The organism is Streptomyces sannanensis, assembly GCF_039536205.1.
Lineage (GTDB): Bacteria > Actinomycetota > Actinomycetes > Streptomycetales > Streptomycetaceae > Streptomyces > Streptomyces sannanensis.
Map to the genome: position 1 here is coordinate 1,788,177 of NZ_BAAAYL010000001.1, position 24,580 is coordinate 1,812,756.

A 24,580-nucleotide genomic window follows, 5' to 3' on the forward strand; every position below is an offset into this window, starting at 1 on the left:
GCCGACCGTACGTCGAAGGGGTCGGTCACGCGCTCTCCGCCCGCACCCGGTCGAGGGCCTTCTGCAGGTCCTCCGGGTAGGCGCTCTCGAACTCGACCCACCGGCCGTCCGCCGGGTGCTCGAAGCCGAGACGCACCGCGTGCAGCCACTGCCGTCCGACGCCGAGCCGCTTCGCCATGGTCGGGTCGGCACCGTAGGTCATGTCGCCCACGCACGGGTGCCGGTGTGCGGACATGTGGACGCGGATCTGGTGCGTACGGCCCGTCTCCAGCTTGATGTCGAGCAGCGACGCGGCCCGGAACGCCTCGATGAGGTCGTAGTGCGTGACGGACGGCTTGCCGTCGGCGGTCACCGCCCACTTGTAGTCGTGGTTCGGGTGCCGCCCGATGGGCGCGTCGATGGTGCCGCTCAGCGGGTCCGGGTGGCCCTGCACCAGCGCGTGGTAGCGCTTGTCGACCGTACGTTCCCGGAACTGCTGTTTGAGCAGCGTGTACGCGCGCTCCGACTTGGCGACGACCATCAACCCGGAGGTGCCGACGTCCAGCCGGTGCACGATGCCCTGGCGCTCCGCGGCGCCGGAGGTGGAGATGCGGTACCCGGCGGCGGCCAGCCCGCCGATGACGGTGGTGCCGGTCCAGCCCGGGCTGGGGTGCGCGGCGACGCCGATCGGCTTGACGATCACGACGATGTCGTCGTCGTCGTGCACGATCTCCATGCCCTCGACCGGCTCGGCCACGATCTGCACCGGCGCGGCGGGCGCGGGCATCTCGACCTCGAGCCAGGCGCCGCCGGTGACCCGCTCGGACTTGCCGACCACGGAGCCGTCGACCAGGACCTTCCCGGCGGCGGCCAGCTCGGCCGCCTTCGTACGGGAGAACCCGAACATACGGGCGATGGCGGCGTCGACGCGCTCGCCCTCCAGGCCATCGGGAACGGGCAGCGTACGGATCTCGGGAATCGTGCTCACCCGTCGAGTATGCCCTGTCAGTCCTTGTGGACGGTCCCGTCGGGGTCCAGCCCGCGGAACGACAGGATGACGATCAGGATGCCGCCGCAGACGATCGCCGAGTCGGCGAGGTTGAAGACGGCGAAGTGCGCCGGCGCGATGAAGTCGACCACCGCGCCCTCGAAGCGGCCTGGTGAGCGGAAGATCCGGTCGGTGAGATTGCCGAGCGCCCCGCCGAGGAGCAGACCGAGCGCAATGGCCCAGGGCAGGCTGTAGAGCTTGCGCGCGATACGGGCGATGACGACGATCACGGAGGTCGCGATGATGGTGAAGATCACGGTGAAGGCCTCGCCGATGCCGAAGGCGGCACCGGGATTGCGCACCAGCTCGAACTTCAGCAGATCGCCGATGACCTCTATCGGAGGGTGGTTCTCGAGCTTCTCCACCGCGATCAGCTTGCTGACGAGGTCCAGGGCATAGGCAACGACGGCCACGGCGAAGAGTACAAGGACCCTGCGCCTGCCCCGGGGCTGTGCCTCCGTCTCCTCAGGGGCCGCCCCCTCAACATCCGGCGTACCGATGATGCGCTCCGCCTCTGCCACGTGAGTCCCTCAACCTAGGTACCTGACTGTGCACGAGGGTACGGCACACACGTGCGGGTCAGCCGCGCCGCTCCTGCTTCTGCTTGCACTCCACGCAGAGGGTCGCCCTCGGGAACGCCTGCATGCGTGCCTTGCCGATCGGCGTGCCGCAGCTCTCGCAGAGCCCGTACGTCCCGGCGTCGAGCCGTCCCAGGGCCCGCTCCACCTGGACCAGCATGTCGCGGGCGTTGGCGGCGAGGGCCAGCTCGTGTTCACGCGTGATGTTCTTGGCGCCGGTGTCGGCCTGGTCGTCGCCGGCCCCGTCCCCGGAGTCCCGCATCAGACCGGTGATCGCCTCCTCGGAGTGCTCCAGCTCCGCACACAGCCGCTGAACCTCGCCGTTCAGCTCGGCGCGGGCCTCGGCGACCTCCTCGGGAGTCCAGGGGTCCTCCCCCGGCCGGACCTGGAGCTCTTCCGCAGCGGCTGCCATGGCGATACGGGCCTTGGGCAGCGGTGTCTCCGTCGGTTTCGTCGCGCTGCCGCCCGCGGTCTTCTTCACAACCACTTTCCTGGCTCCTGTCTGCTCAGCGGCCTCGGCCGCGGCCCTCGTCTTCCCGGCCTTCTTCGCGGCCTTCTTCGCGGCGCCGGAGTTCCCGGCGGCGGCCGCCCTTCCCGCCCCGGCCTTCTTGCCCGCGCCCGCCCCCGCCGATGCCTTCCCGGCGGGGGCCTTTCCGGACCGCGTGGCCGGGCCCCCCCACACCGGCTGCCGCACCTGCCGCGGCTCTCCTGCCCGCACCTCGTGCCGCCGGCGCCTTGTCCACGGCCGTGGCGGCCGGGGCCGCCTTCCCGCCGCCCGCGAGCTTCTTCGTGGCCGACCCGACCGCCGACGAGTTCCTGGCCCTGGCCGTGCTCTTCCTCCCCGCCACCTCCTCGGCCGCGGCCGTGGCAGTGGGTTTGCCGGGCGCCGTCTTCTTTACGGCGGTCTTCTTCGCCACCATGCCGCGGCCCCTTCACATTTTGTGATCTTGCTCGCGAATCGGTGCTGGGACGATAAATCGACCCCAGCCCCGCGGCAACGGGGCACGCCGCCGGTCCGGGCCACCCCCGTACGCGGCGAGGCGAGCCTGCATCGGTTGTGCCCAGCTCTCGGCCCTGTAATCCGCCTCGTGGGCCGCACCGTACTCATCCGGAGCGCGTATGCCATTCGGGTCATCGGGCGGCACCGCGCCATGCCCCGGGGGGCGCCCGGAAAACGGGTCGGCCTCCGCCCGGGAGGGCCCGTACACTGGGCGCAGCGAAAGGCTTGGATGGGGACGAGTAGCGTCGTACGCAGCCATGAGCGACCCGGGGACGGTGCGAGCCCGGGGGCGAGCGCGGTGTGAAGCATCACCCCGGAGCTGCCGGAAGAAAGCCGCAACGGCCAGTAGAACCGGCTTCGCGACCCGAATGAGGGGGCCACGGGCGGGATGCCCACCCGCGGCCAAGGAGGGTGGTACCGCGGGAGCGCACAACGGCTCTCGTCCCTCCGACGGAAGCAACAGCCCGTTGGAGGAGCTCGTCGATGACACCACCGCAGTACCGCCAGGTACCGGCTCAGGTCGACCTGTCCGCGCTCGAGCACGCCGTGCTCGACTTCTGGCGCGAGGCCAAGGTCTTCCAGAAGAGCCTTGAGCAGTCCGAAGGCCGCCCCGAATGGGTGTTCTACGAGGGTCCGCCCACCGCGAACGGCATGCCGGGCGCCCATCACATCGAGGCCCGCGTCTTCAAGGACGTGTTCCCGCGCTTCCGCACCATGCGGGGTTACCACGTCGCCCGCAAGGCCGGCTGGGACTGCCACGGCCTGCCCGTGGAGCTCGCCGTCGAGAAGGAACTCGGCTTCAACGGCAAGCAGGACATCGAGGCGTACGGCATCGCCGAGTTCAACGCCAAGTGCCGGGAGTCGGTGACCCGGCACACCGATGCCTTCGCCGAGCTGACGACGCGCATGGGCTACTGGGTCGACCTCGACGACGCCTACCGGACCATGGACCCGGAGTACGTCGAGTCGGTCTGGTGGTCGCTGAAGCAGATCTTCGACAAGGGTCTGCTGGTCCAGGACCACCGCGTCGCACCCTGGTGCCCGCGCTGCGGCACCGGTCTGTCGGACCACGAGCTGGCGCAGGGCTACGAGACGGTCGTCGACCCGTCGGTCTTCGTCCGGTTCCCGCTGACCTCCGGACCGCTCGCGGGCGAGGCCGCGCTGCTGGTGTGGACGACCACCCCGTGGACCCTGGTCTCCAACACCGCCGTCGCCGCGCACCCCGAGGTCACCTACGTGGTCGCGACGAACGGCGAGGAGAAGCTGGTCGTCGCCGAGCCGCTGCTGGCGAAGGCGCTGGGCGAGGGGTGGGAGGCCACCGGTCAGACGTTCACCGGCGCGGAGATGGAGCGCTGGAGCTACCGGCGCCCGTTCGAGCTGGTCGCCTTCGACAGCGAGGCGCACTTCGTCGTCAACGCCGAGTACGTCACCACCGAGGACGGTACGGGTCTGGTCCACCAGGCCCCGGCCTTCGGTGAGGACGACCTCAAGACCTGCCGGGCGTACGGTCTGCCGGTCGTCAACCCGGTCCGCCCGGACGGCACTTTCGAGGAGAACCTCGGCCTCGTCGGCGGCCAGTTCTTCAAGAAGGCCGACGAAGCCCTCACCAAGGACCTGGACGCCCGCGGCCTGCTGTTCCGCCACGTCCCGTACGAGCACAGCTACCCGCACTGCTGGCGCTGCCACACCGCGCTGCTGTACTACGCACAGCCGTCCTGGTACATCCGCACCACCGCGATCAAGGACCGGCTGCTGGCGGAGAACGAGAAGACCAACTGGTTCCCGGACTCCGTCAAGCACGGCCGCTTCGGCGACTGGCTGAACAACAACATCGACTGGGCGCTGTCCCGCAACCGCTACTGGGGCACCCCGCTGCCCATCTGGCGCTGCGAGGAGGGCCACCTCACCTGCGTCGGCTCGCTCACCGAGCTCTCCGAACTGAGCGGCTCCGACCAGTCCGGCCTGGACCCGCACCGCCCGTTCATCGACGAGGTCACCATCCCCTGCCCGACCTGCCAGGAGACGGCGACCCGCGTTCCCGAGGTCATCGACGCCTGGTACGACTCGGGCTCCATGCCGTTCGCGCAGTGGGGCTACCCGTACCGCAACAAGGAGATCTTCGAGAAGCGCTACCCGGCGCAGTTCATCTCCGAGGCCATCGACCAGACCCGTGGCTGGTTCTACACGCTGATGGCGGTCGGCACCCTGGTCTTCGACAAGTCGTCGTACGACAACGTGGTCTGCCTGGGCCACATCCTCGCCGAGGACGGCCGGAAGATGTCCAAGCACCTGGGCAACATCCTCCAGCCCATCCCGCTGATGGACCAGCACGGCGCCGACGCGGTCCGCTGGTTCATGGCCGCCGGCGGCTCCCCCTGGGCCGCCCGCCGGGTCGGCCACGGCACCATCCAGGAGGTCGTCCGCAAGACGCTCCTCACGTACTGGAACACGGTCGCCTTCCAGGCCCTGTACGCCCGTACCTCGAACTGGGCACCGTCCGCGTCCGACCCGGCCCCGGCCGAGCGGCCGCTGCTGGACCGCTGGCTGCTCAGCGAGCTCCACGCGCTGATCGACCAGGTCACGCAGGCCATGGAGGCGTACGACACCCAGCGTGCCGGAAAACTTCTCTCCTCCTTCGTCGACGACCTGTCCAACTGGTACGTCCGCCGCTCGCGCCGCCGCTTCTGGCAGGGCGACGCGGCCGCGCTGCGCACCCTGCACGAGGTCGTGGAGGCGGTCACCCGGCTGATGGCCCCGCTGACCCCGTTCATCACCGAGCGGGTCTGGCAGGACCTGGTCGTCCCGGTCACCCCGGACGCGCCGGAGTCGGTCCACCTGTCGTCGTGGCCGGTGGCGGACCTGGACGCGATCGACCCCGTGCTGTCACAGCAGATGCTGCTGGTCCGCCGCCTGGTCGAGCTCGGCCGCGCGACGCGTGCCGAGTCGGGCGTGAAGACCCGTCAGCCCCTCTCTCGCGCCTTGGTCGCGGTGGCGGGCTTCGAGTCCCTCTCCCCCGAGCTCCACACCCAGATCACGGAAGAGCTGAACGTCTCCTCCCTGGCCTCTCTCTCCGAGGTCGGCGGCTCGCTCGTCGACACCACGGCGAAGGCGAACTTCCGTGCCCTGGGCAAGCGTTTCGGCAAGGGCGTACAGGCGGTGGCCAAGGCCATCGCCGAGGCCGACGCCGCGGCACTCTCCCTCGCCCTCCGCGAGGGCAACGCCTCCGTCGTCGTCGACGGCGAGACGGTGACCCTCTCCCCAGAGGAGGTCATCATCACGGAGACCCCGCGCGAGGGCTGGTCGGTGGCCTCCGACCAGGGCGCGACGGTCGCGCTGGACCTGGAGATCACCCCGGAGCTGCGACTGGCCGGCCTGGCCCGTGACGCGATCCGGCTGATCCAGGAGGCCCGCAAGAACAGCGGCCTGGACGTCTCGGACCGTATCGCGGTGCGGTGGTCCTCCACGTCCGAGGAGACCACGGAGGCCCTGACCGAGCACGCGGCCCTGATCGCGGACGAGGTCCTAGCACCGGACTTCGCATCGGGCGAGGCGGACGAATCGTACGGCGCCCCGTTCACGGACGAGGGCCTGTCCCTCGCGTTCCGCCTCCGCAAGGCGTAACGCACGACCCGACGGCCCGGTCCCCCTGGGAGGGGACCGGGCCGTCGGCGCGCCCTTCGGGCGGTGTCCTCGAACTCCCCGGCTGCCTCCCCCAGAGGTGCTCCCCAGGACGGGCGGGAAGGTAACGCCCTCCGTCAGGGCAACCGATGTGTCCGTCCTCAAACGCCGGACGGGCTTGTCCGGGTACAGCCCGGTGGTCCACAACAGCGCAGCAGTCGAAGGGGACCGCGCAGGGGGCCGGCCGGGCCGTGACCAGGTCAACTCCACGGACTCCGAGACCGCGCGGCGTACAGGGGTCCTGGGGGTGTCCCCCGGGAAAGCACAGCATGCCCGGCCCGGACAGTACCCCCGGAGCGGCACCCGGCAACGACAGCAATCCCGGACCGACAGCGGCCTCGGAGCCGCACCCGACAACGGCGGCAATCCCCATCGCACCCGGCAACCAGCAGCAACCCCACAAGCCCGTCCTGGGGGTGCCCCCAGAGGTGCCCCCCAGGCCAACCCAACGTGGGGCGTCAGCACCGGACCCGCGCACCACAAAGGGCCGGGCCCCGGGGGAATCCCGGGGCCCGGCCCTTCGGCCTGCCGTGGCGTACGACTACGCGGTCGTCAGTTGTCGTCCTCGTCGATGAGGAAGCCACGCATCGGCGACGGCGCCTGCTGCATCGGCTGCGGGGCCGGCGGCCGTACCGGAGCCATCGGCTGCGTCATCGCGGGCGACATCTGCTGCTGGCCGCCGTACGACGGAGCGCTCGGCGCCGGGGCACCCATGGGCTGGTTGCCGCCCATCGTGTGGCCCATGGCCGACGCGCCGGCCGGGGCCATCGACGGGGCCGACGGCAGCGACGGGGCGGACGGAGTGCGCGGCGGGGCCAGCGACTCGTCGCTGGTCTCCAACTGACGCAGCTGGCTCTCCAGGTAGGACTTCAGCCGCGTTCGGTACTCGCGTTCGAAGCCGCGCAGGTCCTCGACCTTGCGCTCCAGCGTGGCGCGAGCGGACTCCAGGGAGCCCATCGCGACGCGGTGCTTCTCCTGCGCGTCCCGCTCCAGCGCGTCGGCCTTGGCGCGGGCATCCCGCTCCAGCCCCTCGGCGCGGCTGCGCGCCTCGCCGACGATCTTGTTGGCCTCGGAACGGGCCTCGGCGATCGCCTGGTCGGCGGTCTGCTGAGCCAGCGAGAGCACACGCGCGGCGCTGTCGCCGCCGGGGCCCTGACCGGGCTGCGGCATCTGCGGACCGTGGCCGCCCATGGGACCGCCCATCGGGCCTCCCATCGGCTGACCCATGGGGCCCTGACCCATCTGCGGCTGGCCCATCGGCTGGCCCATGGGGCCCTGGCCCATCTGGGGCTGGCCCATGGGGCCCTGACCCATCGGAGGCTGACCCATGGGGCCCTGACCCATCTGCGGCTGGCCCATCGGCTGACCCATGGGGCCCTGACCCATCGGAGGCTGACCCATCGGAGGCTGACCCATGGGGGGCTGGCCCATCGGGCCGGGACCCTGCGGGCCACCGGGACCCGCGGGCAGCGCGGGGGCACCGCTCGGCAGCTGGGGCGGGCCCATCTGCGGCTGCTGCTGGACCGGCGGTCCAGATATGGCGGCGGGCACCGGACCGCCGGGACGGTCCTGCGGCTCCGGCTTGCGCATGCCCTGCTGCTGCTGGTTCTGCGCGGCGGCGCGGGTGGCCGCGGCCAGTTTGGCCCGCAGGTCCTCGTTCTCGCGGAGCAGGCGGGTCAGTTCGGCTTCGACCTCGTCGAGGAAGGCATCGACCTCGTCCTCGTCATAGCCTTCTCGGAGGCGGACGGTCGTGAACTGCTTGTTCCGCACGTCCTCGGGGGTCAGCGGCATCTTTCCTTCACCTCTACGTAGTCGTCGGCAGTCGGCAGGACCGGATCGCTCATACCTGGCTCGCAAAGTTGCCCACGAGACTGAGCAGGAGAGAGACGATGATCATCAGAACGAAGAAGGACAGGTCGAGTGCCACGCCCCCGAGACGCAACGGCGGGATGAATCGCCGCAGAAGCTTGAGCGGTGGATCAGTGACAGTGTAGGTGGCCTCCAGAACGACCACCATCGCCTTGCCGGGTTGCCATGAACGGGCGAAATGAAAGACGTAGTCCATGACGAGCCGGAAGATCAGCAAGACGAGGAAGGCGACAAGCGCGTAGTAGATCACCAGCAGTGCCACGCCCATCTTGCGCTTCCCTCTCCCCTGGCTCTCGTTTCCGGCCTTTACGGCCGGTTGTTCCTTATGTCTTGTCTCAGCTCTGGTTGAAGAAACCGCCCTCTGCGATACGGGCCTTGTCCTCCGCCGTGACATCGACGTTAGCAGGCGACAACAGGAACACCTTCTGCGTCACCCGCTCAATGCTGCCATGCAGACCGAAGACGAGTCCCGCGGCAAAGTCGACAAGTCGCTTTGCATCGGTGTCGTCCATCTCCGTGAGGTTCATGATCACCGGAGTGCCCTCACGGAAGTGTTCCCCGATGGTACGGGCCTCGTTGTAGGTCCGCGGGTGCAGTGTGGTGATGCGGTAGGGCTCCCGCTCGGACACGACCTTGGGCATGATCACCGGGGCGTTCTTCTCCAGGCTCGGACGTTCGGGTGTGATGGATGCCACGGGAGCGATTCGCGCCGGACGTCCGCTTTCCACCGGAAGCGCCAACGGCTCCCGAGGCGCGGGCGGCTGGGCGACCCGTACCGGTTCGTCCCGTTCCACGTGATGTGTGGGCTGATGCCGCCGCCGGTCCCGCTCGGGCTCGGGCTCGGGTTCGAACTCGTCGTCGGGGTCGAACCCCGGGCCGTCGTAACCGTCGTCCTCCACGAGGCCGAGGTAGACCGCCATCTTGCGCATCGCGCCGGCCATGCTCCGATTCCTCCGCTCTGTGGTGGATCGCCCTACCGCTCATGTCACTTTGCCACCAAGTGCCCACGATCCACTAGGCCTGCCCGCCTTTTGCGGGAATGACCATATTTTCTGCTGTGGTCCGACTTTCTTCGCGACGTTACCCGAGGCGAGGTCGGACTCCGAGTACCGCCGTACCGACGCGTAGATGTGTCGCTCCGGCCGCGACGGCCGCTTCGAGGTCCCCACTCATCCCTGCCGAGACCATGTTCGCAGCAGGATGTGCCGCGCGCAGGCTGGACGCGAATTCCATCAGCCTCTCGAACGACGCCTGTTGACGTCCCGCGTAGGGACCATGGAGCGGCGCCACCATCATCAGGCCGTCAAGCCGCAGACCGGGAGCGTCTTCGATGAGTCCGGCCAACTCCTCGATTCCGTCCGGCGCGACGCCACCACGCGCGCCCCGGTCGCCCGACTCCGCGTCGAGGGCGACCTGAATCAGGCAGCCGGTCTCCCGATCCGCCCTCACGGCCGCCGCGGACAGTGCCGTGACGAGCTTTGGCCGGTCGACGGACTGCACGAAATCGGCATAACTCGCCACCGAACGCACTTTGTTCGTCTGCAACTGACCCACAAAATGCCAGGAAAGAGACAGATCCGCACAGGCGGCCGCCTTGGGCGCTGCGTCCTGGTCCTTGTTCTCGGCGACATGCCGGACACCCAGTTCGTACAGCGTCCGCACATCGCTCGCCGGGTAGGTCTTGGTGACCACGATCAGGGTCACTTCGTCCCGCTTGCGTCCGGCGGCGGCGCAGGCGGTGGCGATGCGCTCCTCCACCTGCTCCAGATTCGCGGCGAGTTGAGTCTTGCGGTCGGTCATGTCGTATCAGTCCAGCCAGACATATCCGGCGAGCCGTCCGGTGGAGCGGTCGCGGCGGTAAGAGAAGTGGTCGCTCGATTCCAGGGTGCAGACCGGCGAGCGCCGCATGTCGCGTACCCCGAGCGCCTCGAGCTGGGCATGGACTCCACCGGTGACGTCCACGGCCGGAGTGCCCCAGCTGGTCTCGGACCAGGCCTCGGGAACAACGGCGGCGACATCGGCCCGCATCTGCTCGGGGACTTCGTAGCAGCGTCCGCAGACCGCGGGGCCGGTACGGGCGACGATCCGGGCCGGGTCCGCGCCGAGCGACTCCATCGCGTCGACGGCCGCCGGCACGATCCCGGCGACCAGCCCCGGGCGGCCGGCATGGGCCGCGGCCACCACGCCCGCGACCGGGTCGGCCAGCAGGACGGGGGTGCAGTCGGCGGTGAGGACGGCAAGGGCGAGGCCGCGGCGTGCGGTGACCAGGCCGTCGACCGGCGGGGTCAGACGCGTGGTCCACGGCCCGTCGACCTCGGCGACGTCCTTGCCGTGCACCTGGTTCATCCAGACGATCAGCTCCGGGTCCAGGCCGAGCGCCTTCGCGGCGAGCGCGCGGTTGGCCTGTACGGCGGCCGGGTCGTCGCCGACCGCGCCGCCGAGGTTGAGCTCCTCGTACGGAGCGGCGCTCACTCCACCCCACCTGTCGGTGAAGGCGAAATGCGCGCCGCTCACAGTCTGCTGTGCGCTTATCACTTCAGGAAGTCCGGCACGTCCAGCTCTTCGGCCTGGCTGTCCTGGTACGGGCGGGCTGTCGGGACCTGCGGCTGTGCCACCGGCACGACCGGGACCTCGTTCACCTGAACCGGCTCGGCCGGGACCGGGGCCGGCTCCTCGCGCGGGGAGACCGCGCCGAGTCCGCCGAGCGTCCGCGACGCGGGCTCGGGCGTACGCATCGGGGCGGGCTCCTCGCGCTTGGTGGAGGCGGCGCCGAGCACATTGTCACGGCGGGCCGGCGGCTGCCCACCGTCGAATCCGGCCGCGATGACGGTGACCCGCACCTCGTCGCCCAGGGCGTCGTCGATGACGGCGCCGAAGATGATGTTCGCCTCGGGGTGAGCAGCCTCGCTGACCAGCTGGGCGGCCTCGTTGATCTCGAAGAGACCGAGGTCCGAGCCACCGGAGATGGAGAGCAGCACACCGCGGGCGCCGTCGATGGACGCCTCCAGCAGCGGGGAGGAGATCGCCATCTCGGCCGCGGCCACCGCGCGGTCGTCGCCGCGCGCCGAGCCGATGCCCATGAGGGCCGAGCCGGCCTCGGACATCACGGACTTGACGTCGGCGAAGTCCAGGTTGATGAGACCCGGGGTGGTGATGAGGTCGGTGATGCCCTGCACACCGGAGAGCAGCACCTGGTCCGCGGACTTGAACGCGTCGAGCACGCTGACCTGGCGGTCCGAAATGGACAGCAGCCGGTCGTTGGGAATGACGATCAGGGTGTCGACCTCTTCGCGGAGCGCCGCAATGCCGTCCTCGGCCTGGTTGGCGCGGCGGCGGCCCTCGAAGGTGAAGGGGCGGGTGACCACGCCGATGGTGAGCGCACCGAGCGAGCGAGCGATGTTGGCCACGACGGGCGCGCCGCCCGTGCCGGTGCCGCCGCCTTCGCCGGCGGTGACGAAGACCATGTCGGCCCCCTTGAGGACCTCCTCGATCTCCTCCCGGTGGTCCTCCGCCGCCTTGCGGCCGACGTCCGGGTTGGCTCCGGCCCCGAGGCCGCGGGTGAGTTCCCGGCCGACGTCGAGCTTGACGTCGGCGTCGCTCATCAACAGGGCTTGCGCGTCAGTGTTGATCGCGATGAACTCGACGCCCTTGAGGCCGACCTCGATCATTCGGTTGATGGCATTGACACCACCGCCGCCGACACCGATGACCTTGATGACTGCGAGGTAGTTCTGCGGTGCTGCCACGTCGAAGGCCTCTCGCCTCGAGTTACGGGTCGCCGCTTCATGTTGCCGTTCCGCGACGACGGATGCCGATTGGGACGGTCCGGAACGCCGACCCGAACCCTAACGTTGAAGTTTAGGGTTACCAGTGTGTCTGTTCGTTGGACTCTTCCGAACGAGACACTAAGTCGACAAGTGGCGCGCGTTCAACGAACACGCCGAACCTCCCGTTTTTCTTTTCACCCTATGTGATCACCCGTAGCTCCCGCCAACCAGGGTGCTGGCCTGGGCATATGTCCGTCAACTCGACGCAGCCGCAGGGGCGCTGGGGGCACTCACATCGAAGTGACGGGCTTTCGGGGCTGCTTTCATGAGTGCTGTGAGGGCTCGTGCCTTCGCGGCCCCCTGCTCTCCGCTGCCCCAGATCACCGTACGGCCCCCGCGCAGCTCCACGGAGATGGCGTCGTACGACCGGACCCGGACGACCTTGATGTCCCGTGCCACCGCGGCAGGGAGCTCTTCGGTGACCCGGACCGCCTCGCGCAGCAGCCGGCCCGTCCCGAAGCGGCGCAGGCTCGGCGACCGTTCCGGGGTCAGTTCCAGCAGGGGAACGCCCTCGGGGCGCTGCCGCACGGTGGCGAAGCGGGTGCCTTTCGCGTCCACTTCGACGAAGTCCGTGCCCTTCTGGATGATCAGAGCCGGCTGCCGTTCGGTCACTTTCAGTCCCACACCGTCCGGCCAGGAACGGAAGACCTCCACCGAATCGATGCGGGGAAGTTCGCGCAGCAGCCGCGTCTCCATCGCGTCGGTGTCGACGGAGACCAGCGGCGCCCCGACCGGGACGGCGGCAACGGCCTCCACCTCGGCCGGTGTCAGCGCCTCGGTGCCAGTGGTGCTGACGCCTTCCACGCGCAGCCAGGAGGAGCCGTAGAGCACCCATACCGCGCCGCCGGCGAGCAGTACCGCGGTGACGAGCAACAGCAACGGCCCCCGACGGAGCGGAATCCGGAACCGGCCGCCGGAAGTGCCGCCGCGGGAAGAGCGGGAACGGCCGGATTCCGCCGCCTTGCGGGTACCGCGCTGCGCGGTGGTCGATCCGGCCACTCCCTGTCGCCTCCTGCGTCGGGGGCCGATCACCCGGCCCGGTGTGCGCCGATCGCCTCGTAGACCATGCCCACGAGCAGTTCGTCGGCGTCCCGGCGGCCGAACTCGGCGGCGGCGCGGGACATCTCGTACAGCCGGTGGGGATCGGCGAGCACCGGAAGCACATTGTTCTGCACCCACTCGGGGGTGAGTTCCGCGTCGTCGACCAGCAGACCGCCGCCCTCCTTGACCACCGGCTGGGCGTTGAGCCGCTGTTCGCCGTTGCCGATCGGCAGCGGGACGTAGGCGGCGGGGAGCCCGACGGCGGAGAGTTCGGCGACGGTCATCGCGCCCGCACGGCAGAGCATCATGTCCGCCGCGGCGTAGGCGAGATCCATCCGGTCCACGTACGGTACCGGGATGTAAGGCGGCATACCGGGCATGTTGTCGACACGCGGCAGTTCGTTCTTGGGGCCGACCGCGTGCAGGATCTGGATTCCGGAGCGCTGAAGCGCCGGGGCGACCGCCTGTACCACCTCGTTGAGCCGACGTGCGCCCTGCGAGCCGCCGGAGACCAGCAGCGTCGGCAGGTTGGGATCCAGCCTGAAGGCCGCGCGGGCCTCGGGGCGGACGGCGGCACGGTCGAGGGTGGCGATGGTGCGGCGCAGCGGGATGCCGACGTAGCGGGCGTTCCGCAGCTTGCTGTCCGGAGTGGAGACGGCCACTGCGGCCGCGTAGCGCGAGCCGATCTTGTTGGCGAGTCCCGGGCGGGCGTTGGCCTCATGGACGACGATCGGCACGCCGAGGCGCTTGGCGGCCAGATAGCCGGGCAGGGCGACATAGCCGCCGAAGCCGACCACACAGTCCGCCTTCGTGCGCTCCAGCACCTGCTCGGCAGCCTTGATGGTGCCGCGCAGCCGGCCCGGAACGGTGATCAGTTCGGGTGTGGGCTTGCGCGGCAGCGGTACGGCGGGGATCAGTGCCAGCTCGTAGCCCCGCTCGGGGACGAGCCTGGTCTCCAGGCCGCGTTCCGTGCCGAGTGCCGTGATGCCCACGGTCGGGTCCTGCCTGCGCAGGGCGTCCGCGAGGGCAAGCGCGGGCTCGATGTGGCCGGCGGTCCCCCCACCGGCGAGTACGACATGCACCGAAATTCACCGCTCTCCGGACGGCCGTTTCTTGACGCGCCGCCTCATCGACTTCCATCTCACCCGAGGTTGCCGCATGGCCAGGGCCGCCCGCGCGGCGGGGTCCTCTCGCGCGAAGGCGATCAGCAGCCCGACGGCGAACATGGTCGGCAGCAGGGCGGAACCTCCGTAGGAGAACAGCGGGAGGGGAACACCGGCGATCGGCAGCAGACCGAGCACCGCACCGATGTTGATCACGGCCTGGGCCGTGATCCAGGTGGTCACGCCTCCCGCGGCGAACCTGACGAAGGGATCCTCCGTGCGTCCGGCCACGCGGATACCCGCATAGCCTAGAGCCGCGAACAGGGCGAGCACCGACAGCGTCCCTGCCAGCCCCAGTTCCTCCCCTGTGATGGCGAAGATGAAGTCGGTGTGCGCTTCGGGGAGTTGGCCCCATTTTTCCACACTCGCACCAAGTCCGGAACCGAAGAGTCCGCCGGAGGCGAGAGCAAAGATTCCATGCACCGCCTGCCAGCATTCGCCCTCCGGTCCGAGATCGGTGGCGCCGATGCAGGACAGACGGGACATGCGGTTGGGGTTGCCGGCGATCAGCACGGTACCGATGGCCACTGCGACCCCCAGCACCCCGGCGAAGAGGCGGGTGGGCGCACCCGCGAGCCACAGCAGCCCGAAGAGGATCGCGGAGAGAATGATCGCCGTGCCCATGTCGCCGCCGAGCATGATCAGCCCGAGGAGCAGAAACGCGACCGGCACCAGCGGCACCAGCATGTGCTTCCACTGCGTGAGCAGCCGCTTCTCGTGCTTGCGGGCGAGCAGGTCGGCCCCCCACAGGACCAGGGCCAGCTTGCCGAACTCGCTGGGCTGGAGCTGGAACGGGCCGCCCAGATAGAGCCAGTTCCGGTTGCCGTTGACCTCGTGCCCTATCCCCGGCACCTGCACCAGCACCATCAGGAACACCGTGCCGGCGAGCAGCGGGTACGCGAACGCCCGGTGCAGCTTCGACGGCATCCGAGAGGCGATCAGCAGCAGCAGGCTTCCGAGGAAGGCAGCGAGGAACTGCTTGCGGAAGAAGTACGAGGCGGGCAGCGACAGCGCCAGCGCCTTGATCATCGAGGCGGAGTACACCATGACCAGGCCCAGCACGGTGATCAGCAGGCTGCTGCCCAGGATGAGGTAGTACGCGGTCAGCGGCCGGTCCCAGGCCCGCCGCAGCCGCTCGTACGCCCGGCGCAGGCGCCTGCCCCGCGGCGGCCGGAAGGCCGGGATCCGCCCGGCGCTCCCCCGGCGCGCGGAGGGCCGGCGCGCGGCGCCCGCGTACGGCCGGCCGCGCAGGGCGACGCCCAAGCCGCCGGGTGCGCCCGCGAACGCGAGCCCGACGCCGTGGCGAGGATGTCCCGGTCCGCCGGGCTCGGGAGAATCGTCGGCCGGCATAGCTCGGTGTCCCCTCCAGTCGTGCCCCGGCGCGGCCGGTCCGCCGTACGGGACCGGCCGCTAGGCGCTCTCCGCGGCGAGGGCGTGGACCGCTTCCGCGAACGCCTCGCCGCGCTTGTTGTAGTTGGTGAACATGTCCATCGAGGCGCAGGCCGGGGCCATCAGCACGGTGTCCCCCGGCCGGGCGAGCCGTGCCGCTTCGCGGACCGCCTCGGACATCGCCCCAGTGTCGGTCCGGTCGAGGTCGACCACCGGGACCTCGGGCGCGTGTCGCGCCAGGGCTTCGCGGATCAGCGCACGGTCGGCGCCGATCAGGACGGCACCGCGCAGCCGCTTCGCCGACCTCTGCACCAGCTCGTCGAAGGTGGCACCCTTGGCGAGGCCGCCGGCGATCCAGACGATCGGGTCGTACGCGGCGAGGGATGCCTCCGCCGCATGCGTGTTGGTCGCCTTGGAGTCGTCGATGTACGTGACACCGTCCACGTCCGCGACATGTGCGATGCGGTGCGCGTCCGGGCGGAAGTTCCGCAGCCCCTCACGTACCGCGGCGGGCTCGACGCCGAAGGCGCGGGCCAGCGCGGCCGCGGCGAGGGCGTTGGCGATGTTGTGCGGGGCCGGAGGATTGATGTCGGAGACCTCGGCCAGCTCCTGCGCGTTCTTGTACCGGTCGGCCACGAAGGCCCGGTCGACCAGGATTCCGTCGACCACGCCGAGCTGGGAGGGGCCGGGGGCGCCGAGGGTGAAGCCGATCGCGCGGCAGCCCTCCTCGACGTCGGCTTCCCGGACCAGGTCCTCGGTGGCCCGGTCGGCCACGTTGTAGACGCAGGCGACGGTATTGCCCTCGAAGATACGGCCCTTGTCGGCGGCGTACGCCTCCATGGAGCCGTGCCAGTCGAGGTGGTCCGGCGCGAGATTCAGCACCGCCGCGGAGTGGGCGCGAAGCGAGGGTGCCCAGTGCAGTTGGTAGCTGGACAGTTCGACGGCGAGTACGTCGTACGGCTCGGCCCCTTCGTCCCCCCGGGACAGCACCACATCGATGATCGGGGTGCCGATGTTGCCCACGGCGGCGGTCCGCAGTCCGGCCGCACCGAGGATCGAGGCGAGCATCTGCGTGGTGGTGGTCTTTCCGTTGGTGCCGGTGATCGCCAGCCAGGGGGCCGCATCCGGACCACGCAGCCGCCAGGCGATCTCCACGTCACCCACGACGTCCACGCCCGCCTCGGCGGCGGCCTGGAAGAGGGGGCTGGACGGCTTCCAGCCGGGCGAGGTGACGACCAGCTCGGTGCCCTCGGGGAGGGTGACCGCGTCACCGAGGCGGACCTCGATGCCCAGGGCCCGCAGTTCCGCGGCCCGTGTCCGGTGCGTATCGCTGTCGCCGCCGTCGACGACGGTGACCAGCGCGCCGAGGCCGGCCAGGGCGCGGGCGGCGCTGATGCCGCTCACGCCGAGGCCGGCGACGGTGATGTGCTTGCCGTTCCAGGTCACTTCTCGGCCGCCCAGCCCGCGTAGAAGATTCCGAGACCCACGATGACGCACATGCCCTGAATGATCCAGAAGCGGACCACCACCAGGACCTCCGACCACCCCTTGAGCTCGAAGTGATGCTGGAGCGGTGCCATCCGGAAGACTCGCTTGCCGGTCATCTTGAAGGAGCCGACCTGGATGATCACGGACATGGTGATCATGACGAAGAGACCGCCGAGGAGGGCGAGCAGCAGCTCCGTGCGGGAGCAGATCGCCAGACCGGCGAGCGCGCCGCCGAGGGCGAGCGAACCGGTGTCGCCCATGAAGATCTTGGCGGGCGAGGTGTTCCACCACAGAAAGCCGAAGCAGGCGCCCATCAGGGCCGAGGCGACGACCGCGAGGTCGAGCGGGTCGCGGACCTCGAAACAGGCGTTGGGGTTGGTCAGGGTCACCGCGTTGGCGCAGGACTCCTGGAACTGCCAGACACCGATGAACGTGTACGCGCCGAAGACCATCACCGAGGCACCGGTGGCCAGACCGTCCAGACCGTCGGTCAGGTTCACGCCGTTCGACATCGCGAGGATCATGAACAGCGCCCAGATCACGAAGATCACCGGGCCGATCGACCAGCCGAAGTCGGTGACGAACGACAGCTTGGTGGAGGCCGGGGTGTTCCCTCGGCCATCCGCGAACTGCAGTGCCAGCACCGCGAAGGCGCTACCGACGATCAGCTGTCCGGCCATCTTCGCCTTGGCCCGCAGACCGAGCGACCGCCGCTTGATGATCTTGATGTAGTCGTCGAGGAAACCGACGAGACCCATACCGGCCGTCAGGAAGAGCACCAGCACGCCCGAGAACGTCGGGTCCTCGCCGGTGATCACCTTCGTCAGAGCGTACGCGGCGATCGTCGCCAGGATGAAGGCGATACCACCCATCGTCGGCGTACCGCGCTTGCTGGCGTGCTCACGCGGGCCGTCGTCACGGATGTACTGCCCGTACCCCTTCCGGGCCAGCAGCTTGATCAGCAGCGGCGTACCGATCAGGGTCAGGAAGAGTCCGATGACTCCCGCGAAGAGGATCTGCCTCATCGGCCGGCTACCTCGCCCTCGGACGCCCCGTCGAGCAGCGCCAGCGCGACCCGCTCAAGACCAATGGACCGGGACGCCTTCACCAGCACGACGTCTCCCGGGCGCAGCTCACTGCGCAACAGGTCGACCGCCGCCTGCGCGTCGGACACGTGCACCGACTCCTCACCCCACGAACCCTCGTTATAGGCGCCCATTTGCAGCCAGGACGCTTCCCTGCCCCCGACCGCCACGAGCTTGCTGACGTTGAGCCGGACGGCCAGCCGTCCGACCGCGTCGTGCTCGACGAGCGACTCGTCGCCGAGCTCGGCCATTGCGCCGAGCACCGCCCACGTACGACGTCCCTTGCCCATGGCGGCCAGCGCACGCAGCGCAGCCCGCATGGATTCGGGATTCGCGTTGTAGGCGTCGTTGACGACGGTCACACCGTCCGGACGCTCGGAGACCTCCATCCGCCACCGGGACAGGCTGCCCGCCTCGGAGAGCGCGGTGGCGATCTCGTCCACGGGCATGCCCAGTTCATGGGCGACGGCGGCCGCGGCGAGCGCGTTCGACACGTGATGCTCACCGTACAGGCGCATGGTCACATCGCTGTACCCGGAGGGTGTGTGAAGCCTGAAAGCGGGCTGTCCGGCCGCTGTGAGCCGGACGTCCTCGGCACGCACATCGGCGTCCTCGGCCTCGCCGAAGAGCACGGTACGCGCCTTCGTACGGGCCACCATGGCCCGTACCAGCGGGTCGTCCGCGTTGAGCACCGCGACGCCGCCCGCCTCCGCCGACGGCAGTGCCTCGACCAGTTCGCCCTTGGCCCGGGCGATCTGCTCCCGGCCGCCGAACTCGCCGATGTGGGCGGTGCCGACGTTGAGGACGAGGCCGATGCGCGGCGGGGTCAGCCCGGTGAGGTAGCGGATGTGGCCGATGCCCCGGGCGCCCATCTCGAGGACGAGGTGCTCGGTGTCCTCGGTGGCGCTCAGCGCGGTGAGCGGCAGACCGAGTTCGTTGTTGAGCGAGCCGGGCGTCCAGACCGTCGGCGCCTTGCGCTGCAGCACCTGTGCGATCAGGTCCTTGGTGCTGGTCTTGCCCGCGGAGCCGGTGAGCGCCACGAGGGTCGCGCCGAGCCGCTGGACGACGGCGCGTGCGAGGGCTCCGAGCGCCGCCTGTACATCGTCGACGACGACGGCGGGGACACCGACCGGACGCGAGCCCAGCACGGCGACCGCGCCGGCCGCGATCACGTCCTCGGCGTAGTCGTGGCCGTCGACGCGGGTGCCCACGATGGCGACGAAGAGGCTGCCGGATTCCACTTCACGGGAATCCCTGACCACCGGTCCTGTGACCTGCACGGATGGATCCGGTATGTCATGGGTCTGCCCGCCGACGATTTCGGCGATCTCGGCGAGGGAAAGGGCGATCACAAACTCATCCCTGACTGTTCTCGTGTCGATTGGCGCGCTCCATCGGGTGCGCCTCGATGGCGGCCCGGAGGACCTGACGATCGTCGAAGGGGCGTACCACCCCGGCGATGTCCTGGCCCTGCTCGTGGCCCTTGCCCGCGACCAGCACGGTGTCGCCCGGTCTGGCGCGGGCGACGGCCGCGGCGATGGCGGCCGCACGGTCCGGCTCGACCAGGACGTCGCCACGCTCCTCGGCAGGCACCCCGGCGGCGCCGGCGAGCATCGTGGTGAGGATCGCGAGCGGATCCTCGGAGCGCGGATTGTCGGAAGTCAGTACGGCGGTGTCGGCGAGCCGGGCGGCGGCGGCGCCCATCGGGCCGCGCTTGGTCTCGTCGCGGTCGCCACCGCAGCCGAGCACGATGTGCAGCCTGCCCTCGGTGACTTTGCGCAGCGCGCGCAGGACCGACTCGACGGCGTCCGTCTTGTGGGCGTAGTCGACGACCGCGAGGTACGGCTGGCCGACGTCCACGCGCTCGAGTCGGCCCGGGACGCCGGGCACGGCCGCGATCCCGTCGGCGGCCCGCTGCGGGTCGAAGCCCGCCTCGGCGAGCGTGACGATCGCGGCGAGCGTGTTGGCGACGTTGAAGGGACCGGCCAGCGGTGCCTTCGCGGAGATCCGCTGTTCCTTGGGGCCGACGACCGTGAAGGTGCTGTCCATCGGGCCGATGAGGACGTCCTCGGCCCGCCAGTCGGCGTCCGGGAGGCCCGCGGCGGAGAAGGTGACAACCGGTACGGTCGCCTCCTCGGCCAGCCTGCGGCCGTACTCGTCGTCGAGGTTGATGACGCCGAACCTGCTGCGGCGGGGGGTGAACAGCTGCGCCTTGGCCCGGTAGTAGTCCTCCATGTCGGAGTGGAACTCCATGTGCTCCGGGCTGAGGTTGTTGAAGACCGCAATGTCGAAGACGCAGCCGTCGACCCGGCCGAGCACCAGCGCATGGCTGGAGACCTCCATGGCGACCGACGCGACGCCGCGTTCGCGCATGACGGCGAAGAGCGCCTGGAGGTCGGTGGCCTCGGGAGTCGTACGTTCGGACTTGACCCGCTCGTCGCCGATGCGCATCTCGACCGTGCCGATCAGGCCCACCCGTCGCCCGCCACCACCCTTCTGCGAAAGCTCCCCCGGACCCCGTCCGGGGGTGCCCCCATCGCGCCCTTCCTCTCGGGTGGTGGGGCCGTCGGCGGACTTCAGCCCGGCCTCGACGAGGTAGGCCGTGGTGGTCTTGCCGGAGGTACCGGTGATGCCGATCTGGAGCAGGTCGCGACCCGGATGCCCGTAGATCTCGGCGGCGAGCTCACCCATCCGGCCGCGCGGGTCCTCGGTCACCAGAACCGGCAGGCCGGTCACGGCTGCGCGCTCGGCGCCCGACGGGTCGGTGAGGACGGCGGCCGCGCCGAGGCCGGCGGCCTGGGCGGCGAAGTCTGCGCCGTGGAAGCGGGCACCGGGCAGGGCGGCGTACAGGTCACCCGGGCGTACCGCCCGTGAGTCATGGGTGATCCCGGTGACCTCCCCGGCTCCGGGGGACTCGGTACCCAGCCGGGTGGCCAGTTCCGCGAGCGGGGTCGGTCGGACCCGGTCGGGGCGGGGCGTTCCGGGACGTTTCGCCGGGGCGTCCTGCTGGGTGCTTGGGGACTGATCAGCGTGTGGCACGGCGGTGAGCGTACCGGGCGTACCGGGCTCGCGGCTAAATGAGGGGGGCCTGTGCATGGTCGTCACGATCACTCGGCGGGTGCGAAAGTCACCGGCAGCCGGGCGGCTTCGCTGCCGGTCGGGGGAACCCGTAGGGTCTTCAGGGAGAACTCCATGACCTGCTTGAAGACCGGACCGCAGATCTGGCCGCCGAAGTAGCTGCCCCTGGTCGGGTTCTGGATGGCGCAGTAGACGGTGACGCGCGGCTTGTCGGCAGGTGCGAAGCCGGCGAAGGACGCGGTGTAGCCCCGGTATGTGCCGGTGACGGGGTCGACGCGGTTGGCGGTTCCGGTCTTGCCCGCCACCCGGTAACCGGGGATACGGGCCTTGGTTCCCGTGCCCTCCTCGCTGCCGACGACGGACTCCAGCATCGTGGCGAGGGTCCTGGCGGTCTTCGCGCTGACCACCCGGGTCCGCTCGGGGGCGGTTGCCGGGGTGAACACGCCGTCGGGTCCCTTGGTGCCGCGCACCAGGGTGGGCTGGATGCGTACTCCACCGTTGGCGATCGTCGAGTACACGGAGGCCGCCTGCATGGCATTGAGCGACAGGCCCTGGCCGAACCGGACGGTGAACTGCTGGGAGGTCGACCAGTCCTTCGGCTGGGCGAGGATGCCCGCGGTCTCCCCCGGGAAGCCGAGGCCGCTGGGCGAGCCGATGCCGAACTTCCGCAGGTACGAGTAGAGGACCCGGTTGGCCTCGGCGTCGGTCTTGCCGAGCTGCTCCACCGCGAGGATCGTGCCGATGTTGCTGGACTTGGCGAGCACGCCGTTGAGCGTCAGGTACCAGGTGGGGTGATCGATGTCGTCCTTGAAGAGCCGGTCGCCGCGCTGCAGCCGGTTGGGGACGGTGACCCGGGTGGTGGGAGTGGCGGCGTTCTCCTCCAGCACGGCGGCCATGGACATGACCTTGCTGGTGGAGCCCGGTTCGTACACGTCCTGGAGCGCGCCGTTGCCCATGGCCGCGGCATCGGCGTGGGTGAGATCATTGGGGTCGAAGCCGGGGGCGTTGGCCATGGCGAGGATCTCGCCCGTGGTGGTGTCCTGCACTATCACGTAGCCGCGGTCCGCCTTGGACTTCTTCACCTGGTCGGTGATGGCCTTCTGAGCGGCCCACTGGATGTCCCGGTCGAGGGTCAGCTCGACGTCGGACCCGGGCACCGCGGGGGTCTCCCGGGAACCCACGGTGGGCACCCGGTGGCCGCCCGCCTGGGCATAGGTGATCTTGCCGTCCCGCCCGGTCAGCTCCTTGTCCATGAGGATCTCCAGGCCGCCCGCGCCCCGGCCGTCCGCGTTGACCCAGCCCAGCGTCCCGGCGGCGAGATCACCGTTGGGGTACACACGCTTGCTGCTCGACTCCTGGAAGACGCCGGCCATCACATTGGCACCCGGTCCGCCCTTGGCCTTGTCGGCGCGGGCCTTGTCGGCGAAGACGCTCTTGAGGTCCTTGATCTGGTTCCAGACCTGGGGGGTCTGCCGGCGGGCCAGGACGACATATCTGGTGTCCGGCTTCTTGAGCTTCCTGGTGAGCTCGGCGGCGTCGGCCCCGAGGATCGGAGCCAGCAGTGCGGCCGCCTGCTCCGGGGCGTCCGGCGCCTTGCTCTGCTCCGGCGTGAACATCGTCGGGTCGGCGGTGATGTCGTAGGCGTCGACGCTCGTCGCCAGGGCGATTCCGGAGCGGTCGGTGATGTCGCCGCGCTCGGCGGGCAGATCGACGCTCGAGTAGCGGTTCTTCTCGGCCTTGGCGGCGTACGCGTCGGCGTCGACGGCCTGGACCTGGAGCAGTCTGACGACGAAGGCCAGCATGACGAGGGTCAGCCCCAGGCCGACCAGCCGCAGCCGGGGGCGCGGGCTGCCCAGTCTGAGCGCCTTCGGGGCGGGTCGGGCGGCCGGCCGCGGGCGGGCCCCGGACGGGGGGCGCGCAGGCCGCGGCACGCGCCGGGCCGGGGGTTCCTTCGGGCTCACTGCTGCACCTGCCGAGGGGTCGGAGTGGGCTGCGCGGAGAGGATCGGAGCCGGCGGCGCGGCGGGCGCCTGCCGGAGGGAGACCCGGCGCGGAACGCCGTGGACCGTACCGTCCGGATCGAGGAAGACCGGGCTGCCGCCGGGGACCATGCCGAGTTCGCGCGCGCGGCGCTCCAGGGCGTCGGGCGCCGAATAGTCGTCGATGTCCCGCTGGAGAGCCTGCTGCTCATCGGTGAGCTCGGTGGTGCGTTTCTTGAGCTCGCTCAGCCGGAACGACCCCTCGTTGAGGGAGGAGTTCAGCATCAGCAGCGTGATGAGACCGCCGGCGAGGAGAAGGACGACCAGCAGGACGAAAGGGCTGCGGGCGGCGCTGCTGGGACCGGACGGCATCAGCCGCGCCAGCCGCGCGCCCCGCCCCTTCACCTGCTTGGCCGGCTTCGTCACGGCTGGACGTCCTCCCTGATCCGCTCGGCCCCTCGCAGTCGTGCCGGTGCGGCACGGCGGTTCTCCGCGATCTCTTCCTCCGTCGGCAGCTCCGCGCCGCGGGTGAGCAGCTTCAGACGCGGCTGGTACTGCTCCGGTACGACCGGGAGGCCGGGCGGGGCGGTGCTGGCGGCCCCCGCCGCGAAGACGTGCTTGACCAGCCGGTCCTCCAGCGAGTGGTACGACAGGACCGCGATACGGCCGCCGACCGCGAGCGCCTTCACCGCGGCCGGGACGGCCCGCTCCAGGACCGACAGCTCACCGTTGACCTCGATGCGCAGGGCCTGGAAGGTGCGCTTGGCGGGGTTGCCGCCGGTGCGCTTGGCCGCCTGGGGCAGCGCCTGACGGATCAGTTCGACGAGCCGGGCGCTGTTGGTGAAGGGCTCCTTCTCGCGCTCCCGGACGATCGCGTCCACGATCTTCTTGGCGAACTTCTCCTCGCCGTACTGGCGCAGGATCCGTACCAGCTCGCCCGGCGGATAGGTGTTGAGCACCTCCGCGGCGCTGATCCCGGTCGTCTGGTCCATGCGCATGTCGAGCGGGGCGTTCTGGGCGTAGGCGAAGCCGCGGTCCGCCTCGTCGAGCTGCATGGAGGAGACACCGAGGTCGAAGAGGATGCCCTGGACACCGTGAATGCCCAGCCGGTCCAGCACCTCGGGCAGCTCGTCGTACACGGCGTGCACCAGGGTGGCGCGGTCGCCGAACGGGGCGAGCCGTTCACCGGAGAGGCGCAGCGCCTCCTTGTCGCGGTCCAGTGCGACGAGCCGGACCTCGGGGAACCGCTCGAGCATCGCCTCGCTGTGGCCACCGAGGCCGAGGGTGCAGTCGACGACGACCGCTCCCGGACGGTCGAGAGCCGGGGCCAACAGGTCCAAGCATCGCTGGAGCATCACCGGGACGTGTCGCTGACTCAA

Annotated in this window: 21 protein-coding genes; 2 read left to right on the forward strand and 19 right to left on the reverse strand. The window is 70.1% G+C overall.

Annotated features, from left to right (window positions below):
- Positions 1-25: 25 nt before the first annotated feature.
- From ABD858_RS08275 to ABD858_RS08285, 3 genes are read right to left on the reverse strand one after another with little or no spacing between them, the layout of a single operon-like run.
- On the reverse strand, positions 26-967 hold the full coding sequence (locus tag ABD858_RS08275) for an RluA family pseudouridine synthase (RefSeq protein ID WP_345035544.1): 942 nt from the start codon (positions 965-967) through the stop codon (positions 26-28).
- 17 nt (positions 968-984) lie between these two features.
- Positions 985-1,548, reverse strand: a complete 564-nt coding sequence (gene lspA, locus ABD858_RS08280; RefSeq protein ID WP_345035545.1) for a signal peptidase II — start codon at positions 1,546-1,548, stop codon at positions 985-987.
- 58 nt (positions 1,549-1,606) lie between these two features.
- A complete protein-coding gene (locus tag ABD858_RS08285) occupies positions 1,607-2,299 on the reverse strand; it encodes a TraR/DksA family transcriptional regulator (protein WP_345035546.1) in 693 nt (230 codons plus the stop codon).
- Between the two features lie 41 nt (positions 2,300-2,340).
- Here ABD858_RS08285 and ABD858_RS08290 point away from each other — a divergent pair, with 41 nt between their 5' ends.
- Both ABD858_RS08290 and ileS read left to right on the forward strand, forming a co-directional pair.
- Entirely contained in the window at positions 2,341-2,550 is a 210-nt protein-coding gene (locus tag ABD858_RS08290) for a hypothetical protein (RefSeq protein ID WP_345035547.1), read from the forward strand.
- 538 nt (positions 2,551-3,088) lie between these two features.
- Positions 3,089-6,226 carry an isoleucine--tRNA ligase gene (gene ileS, locus ABD858_RS08295; protein WP_345035548.1) on the forward strand — a complete coding sequence of 1,046 codons (3,138 nt, stop codon included), beginning with the start codon at positions 3,089-3,091 and terminating at the stop codon, positions 6,224-6,226.
- Between the two features lie 609 nt (positions 6,227-6,835).
- On the opposite strand, the gene ABD858_RS08300 is transcribed toward ileS, so the two are convergent.
- The 16 genes from ABD858_RS08300 to rsmH all read right to left on the reverse strand — a co-directional run bounded on the left by ABD858_RS08300 (position 6,836) and on the right by rsmH (position 24,580).
- On the reverse strand, positions 6,836-8,074 hold the full coding sequence (locus tag ABD858_RS08300) for a DivIVA domain-containing protein (protein WP_345035549.1): 1,239 nt from the start codon (positions 8,072-8,074) through the stop codon (positions 6,836-6,838).
- A gap of 49 nt (positions 8,075-8,123) precedes the next feature.
- Positions 8,124-8,420: a YggT family protein gene (locus ABD858_RS08305; RefSeq protein ID WP_345035550.1), complete on the reverse strand. Its 297-nt coding sequence runs from the start codon at positions 8,418-8,420 to the stop codon at positions 8,124-8,126.
- 67 nt (positions 8,421-8,487) lie between these two features.
- On the reverse strand, positions 8,488-9,093 hold the full coding sequence (locus ABD858_RS08310; protein ID WP_345035552.1) for a cell division protein SepF: 606 nt from the start codon (positions 9,091-9,093) through the stop codon (positions 8,488-8,490).
- 139 nt (positions 9,094-9,232) lie between these two features.
- The gene (locus ABD858_RS08315) at positions 9,233-9,952 is read right to left on the reverse strand and encodes a YggS family pyridoxal phosphate-dependent enzyme (RefSeq protein ID WP_345035553.1); all 720 of its coding nucleotides are present in this window, start codon (positions 9,950-9,952) and stop codon (positions 9,233-9,235) included.
- Positions 9,953-9,958: 6 nt separating this feature from the next.
- Entirely contained in the window at positions 9,959-10,687 is a 729-nt protein-coding gene (pgeF, locus tag ABD858_RS08320; protein WP_345035554.1) for a peptidoglycan editing factor PgeF, read from the reverse strand.
- On the reverse strand, positions 10,684-11,898 hold the full coding sequence (gene ftsZ, locus ABD858_RS08325; RefSeq protein ID WP_345035556.1) for a cell division protein FtsZ: 1,215 nt from the start codon (positions 11,896-11,898) through the stop codon (positions 10,684-10,686). Before ftsZ ends, pgeF begins: the two co-directional genes overlap by 4 nt.
- Before the next feature lie 276 nt (positions 11,899-12,174).
- Complete coding sequence (locus ABD858_RS08330) at positions 12,175-12,978, reverse strand: cell division protein FtsQ/DivIB (protein ID WP_345035557.1); 804 nt, start codon at positions 12,976-12,978, stop codon at positions 12,175-12,177.
- Positions 12,979-13,007: 29 nt separating this feature from the next.
- Positions 13,008-14,102: an undecaprenyldiphospho-muramoylpentapeptide beta-N-acetylglucosaminyltransferase gene (gene murG / locus ABD858_RS08335; RefSeq protein ID WP_345035558.1), complete on the reverse strand. Its 1,095-nt coding sequence runs from the start codon at positions 14,100-14,102 to the stop codon at positions 13,008-13,010.
- Positions 14,103-14,108: 6 nt separating this feature from the next.
- Entirely contained in the window at positions 14,109-15,533 is a 1,425-nt protein-coding gene (gene ftsW / locus ABD858_RS08340) for a putative lipid II flippase FtsW (protein ID WP_345035559.1), read from the reverse strand.
- 60 nt (positions 15,534-15,593) lie between these two features.
- A complete protein-coding gene (gene murD, locus ABD858_RS08345; RefSeq protein WP_345035560.1) occupies positions 15,594-17,018 on the reverse strand; it encodes a UDP-N-acetylmuramoyl-L-alanine--D-glutamate ligase in 1,425 nt (474 codons plus the stop codon).
- Positions 17,015-18,085 (reverse strand): phospho-N-acetylmuramoyl-pentapeptide-transferase, encoded by a 1,071-nt coding sequence (mraY, locus tag ABD858_RS08350; protein WP_345035561.1) that lies wholly within the window; start codon positions 18,083-18,085, stop codon positions 17,015-17,017. Before mraY ends, murD begins: the two co-directional genes overlap by 4 nt.
- Positions 18,082-19,497, reverse strand: coding sequence for a UDP-N-acetylmuramoyl-tripeptide--D-alanyl-D-alanine ligase (locus tag ABD858_RS08355; protein WP_345035562.1), 1,416 nt, complete (start codon positions 19,495-19,497; stop codon positions 18,082-18,084). The genes mraY and ABD858_RS08355 overlap by 4 nt, the downstream gene beginning before the upstream one ends.
- Positions 19,498-19,501: 4 nt before the next feature.
- Entirely contained in the window at positions 19,502-21,241 is a 1,740-nt protein-coding gene (locus tag ABD858_RS08360; RefSeq protein ID WP_345044357.1) for a UDP-N-acetylmuramoyl-L-alanyl-D-glutamate--2,6-diaminopimelate ligase, read from the reverse strand.
- An 11-nt stretch (positions 21,242-21,252) separates the two neighbouring features.
- On the reverse strand, positions 21,253-23,184 hold the full coding sequence (locus ABD858_RS08365) for a peptidoglycan D,D-transpeptidase FtsI family protein (protein WP_345035564.1): 1,932 nt from the start codon (positions 23,182-23,184) through the stop codon (positions 21,253-21,255).
- On the reverse strand, positions 23,181-23,627 hold the full coding sequence (gene ftsL, locus ABD858_RS08370; protein WP_425586173.1) for a cell division protein FtsL: 447 nt from the start codon (positions 23,625-23,627) through the stop codon (positions 23,181-23,183). The genes ABD858_RS08365 and ftsL overlap by 4 nt, the downstream gene beginning before the upstream one ends.
- On the reverse strand, positions 23,624-24,580 hold the full coding sequence (gene rsmH, locus ABD858_RS08375; RefSeq protein WP_345035565.1) for a 16S rRNA (cytosine(1402)-N(4))-methyltransferase RsmH: 957 nt from the start codon (positions 24,578-24,580) through the stop codon (positions 23,624-23,626). The genes ftsL and rsmH overlap by 4 nt, the downstream gene beginning before the upstream one ends.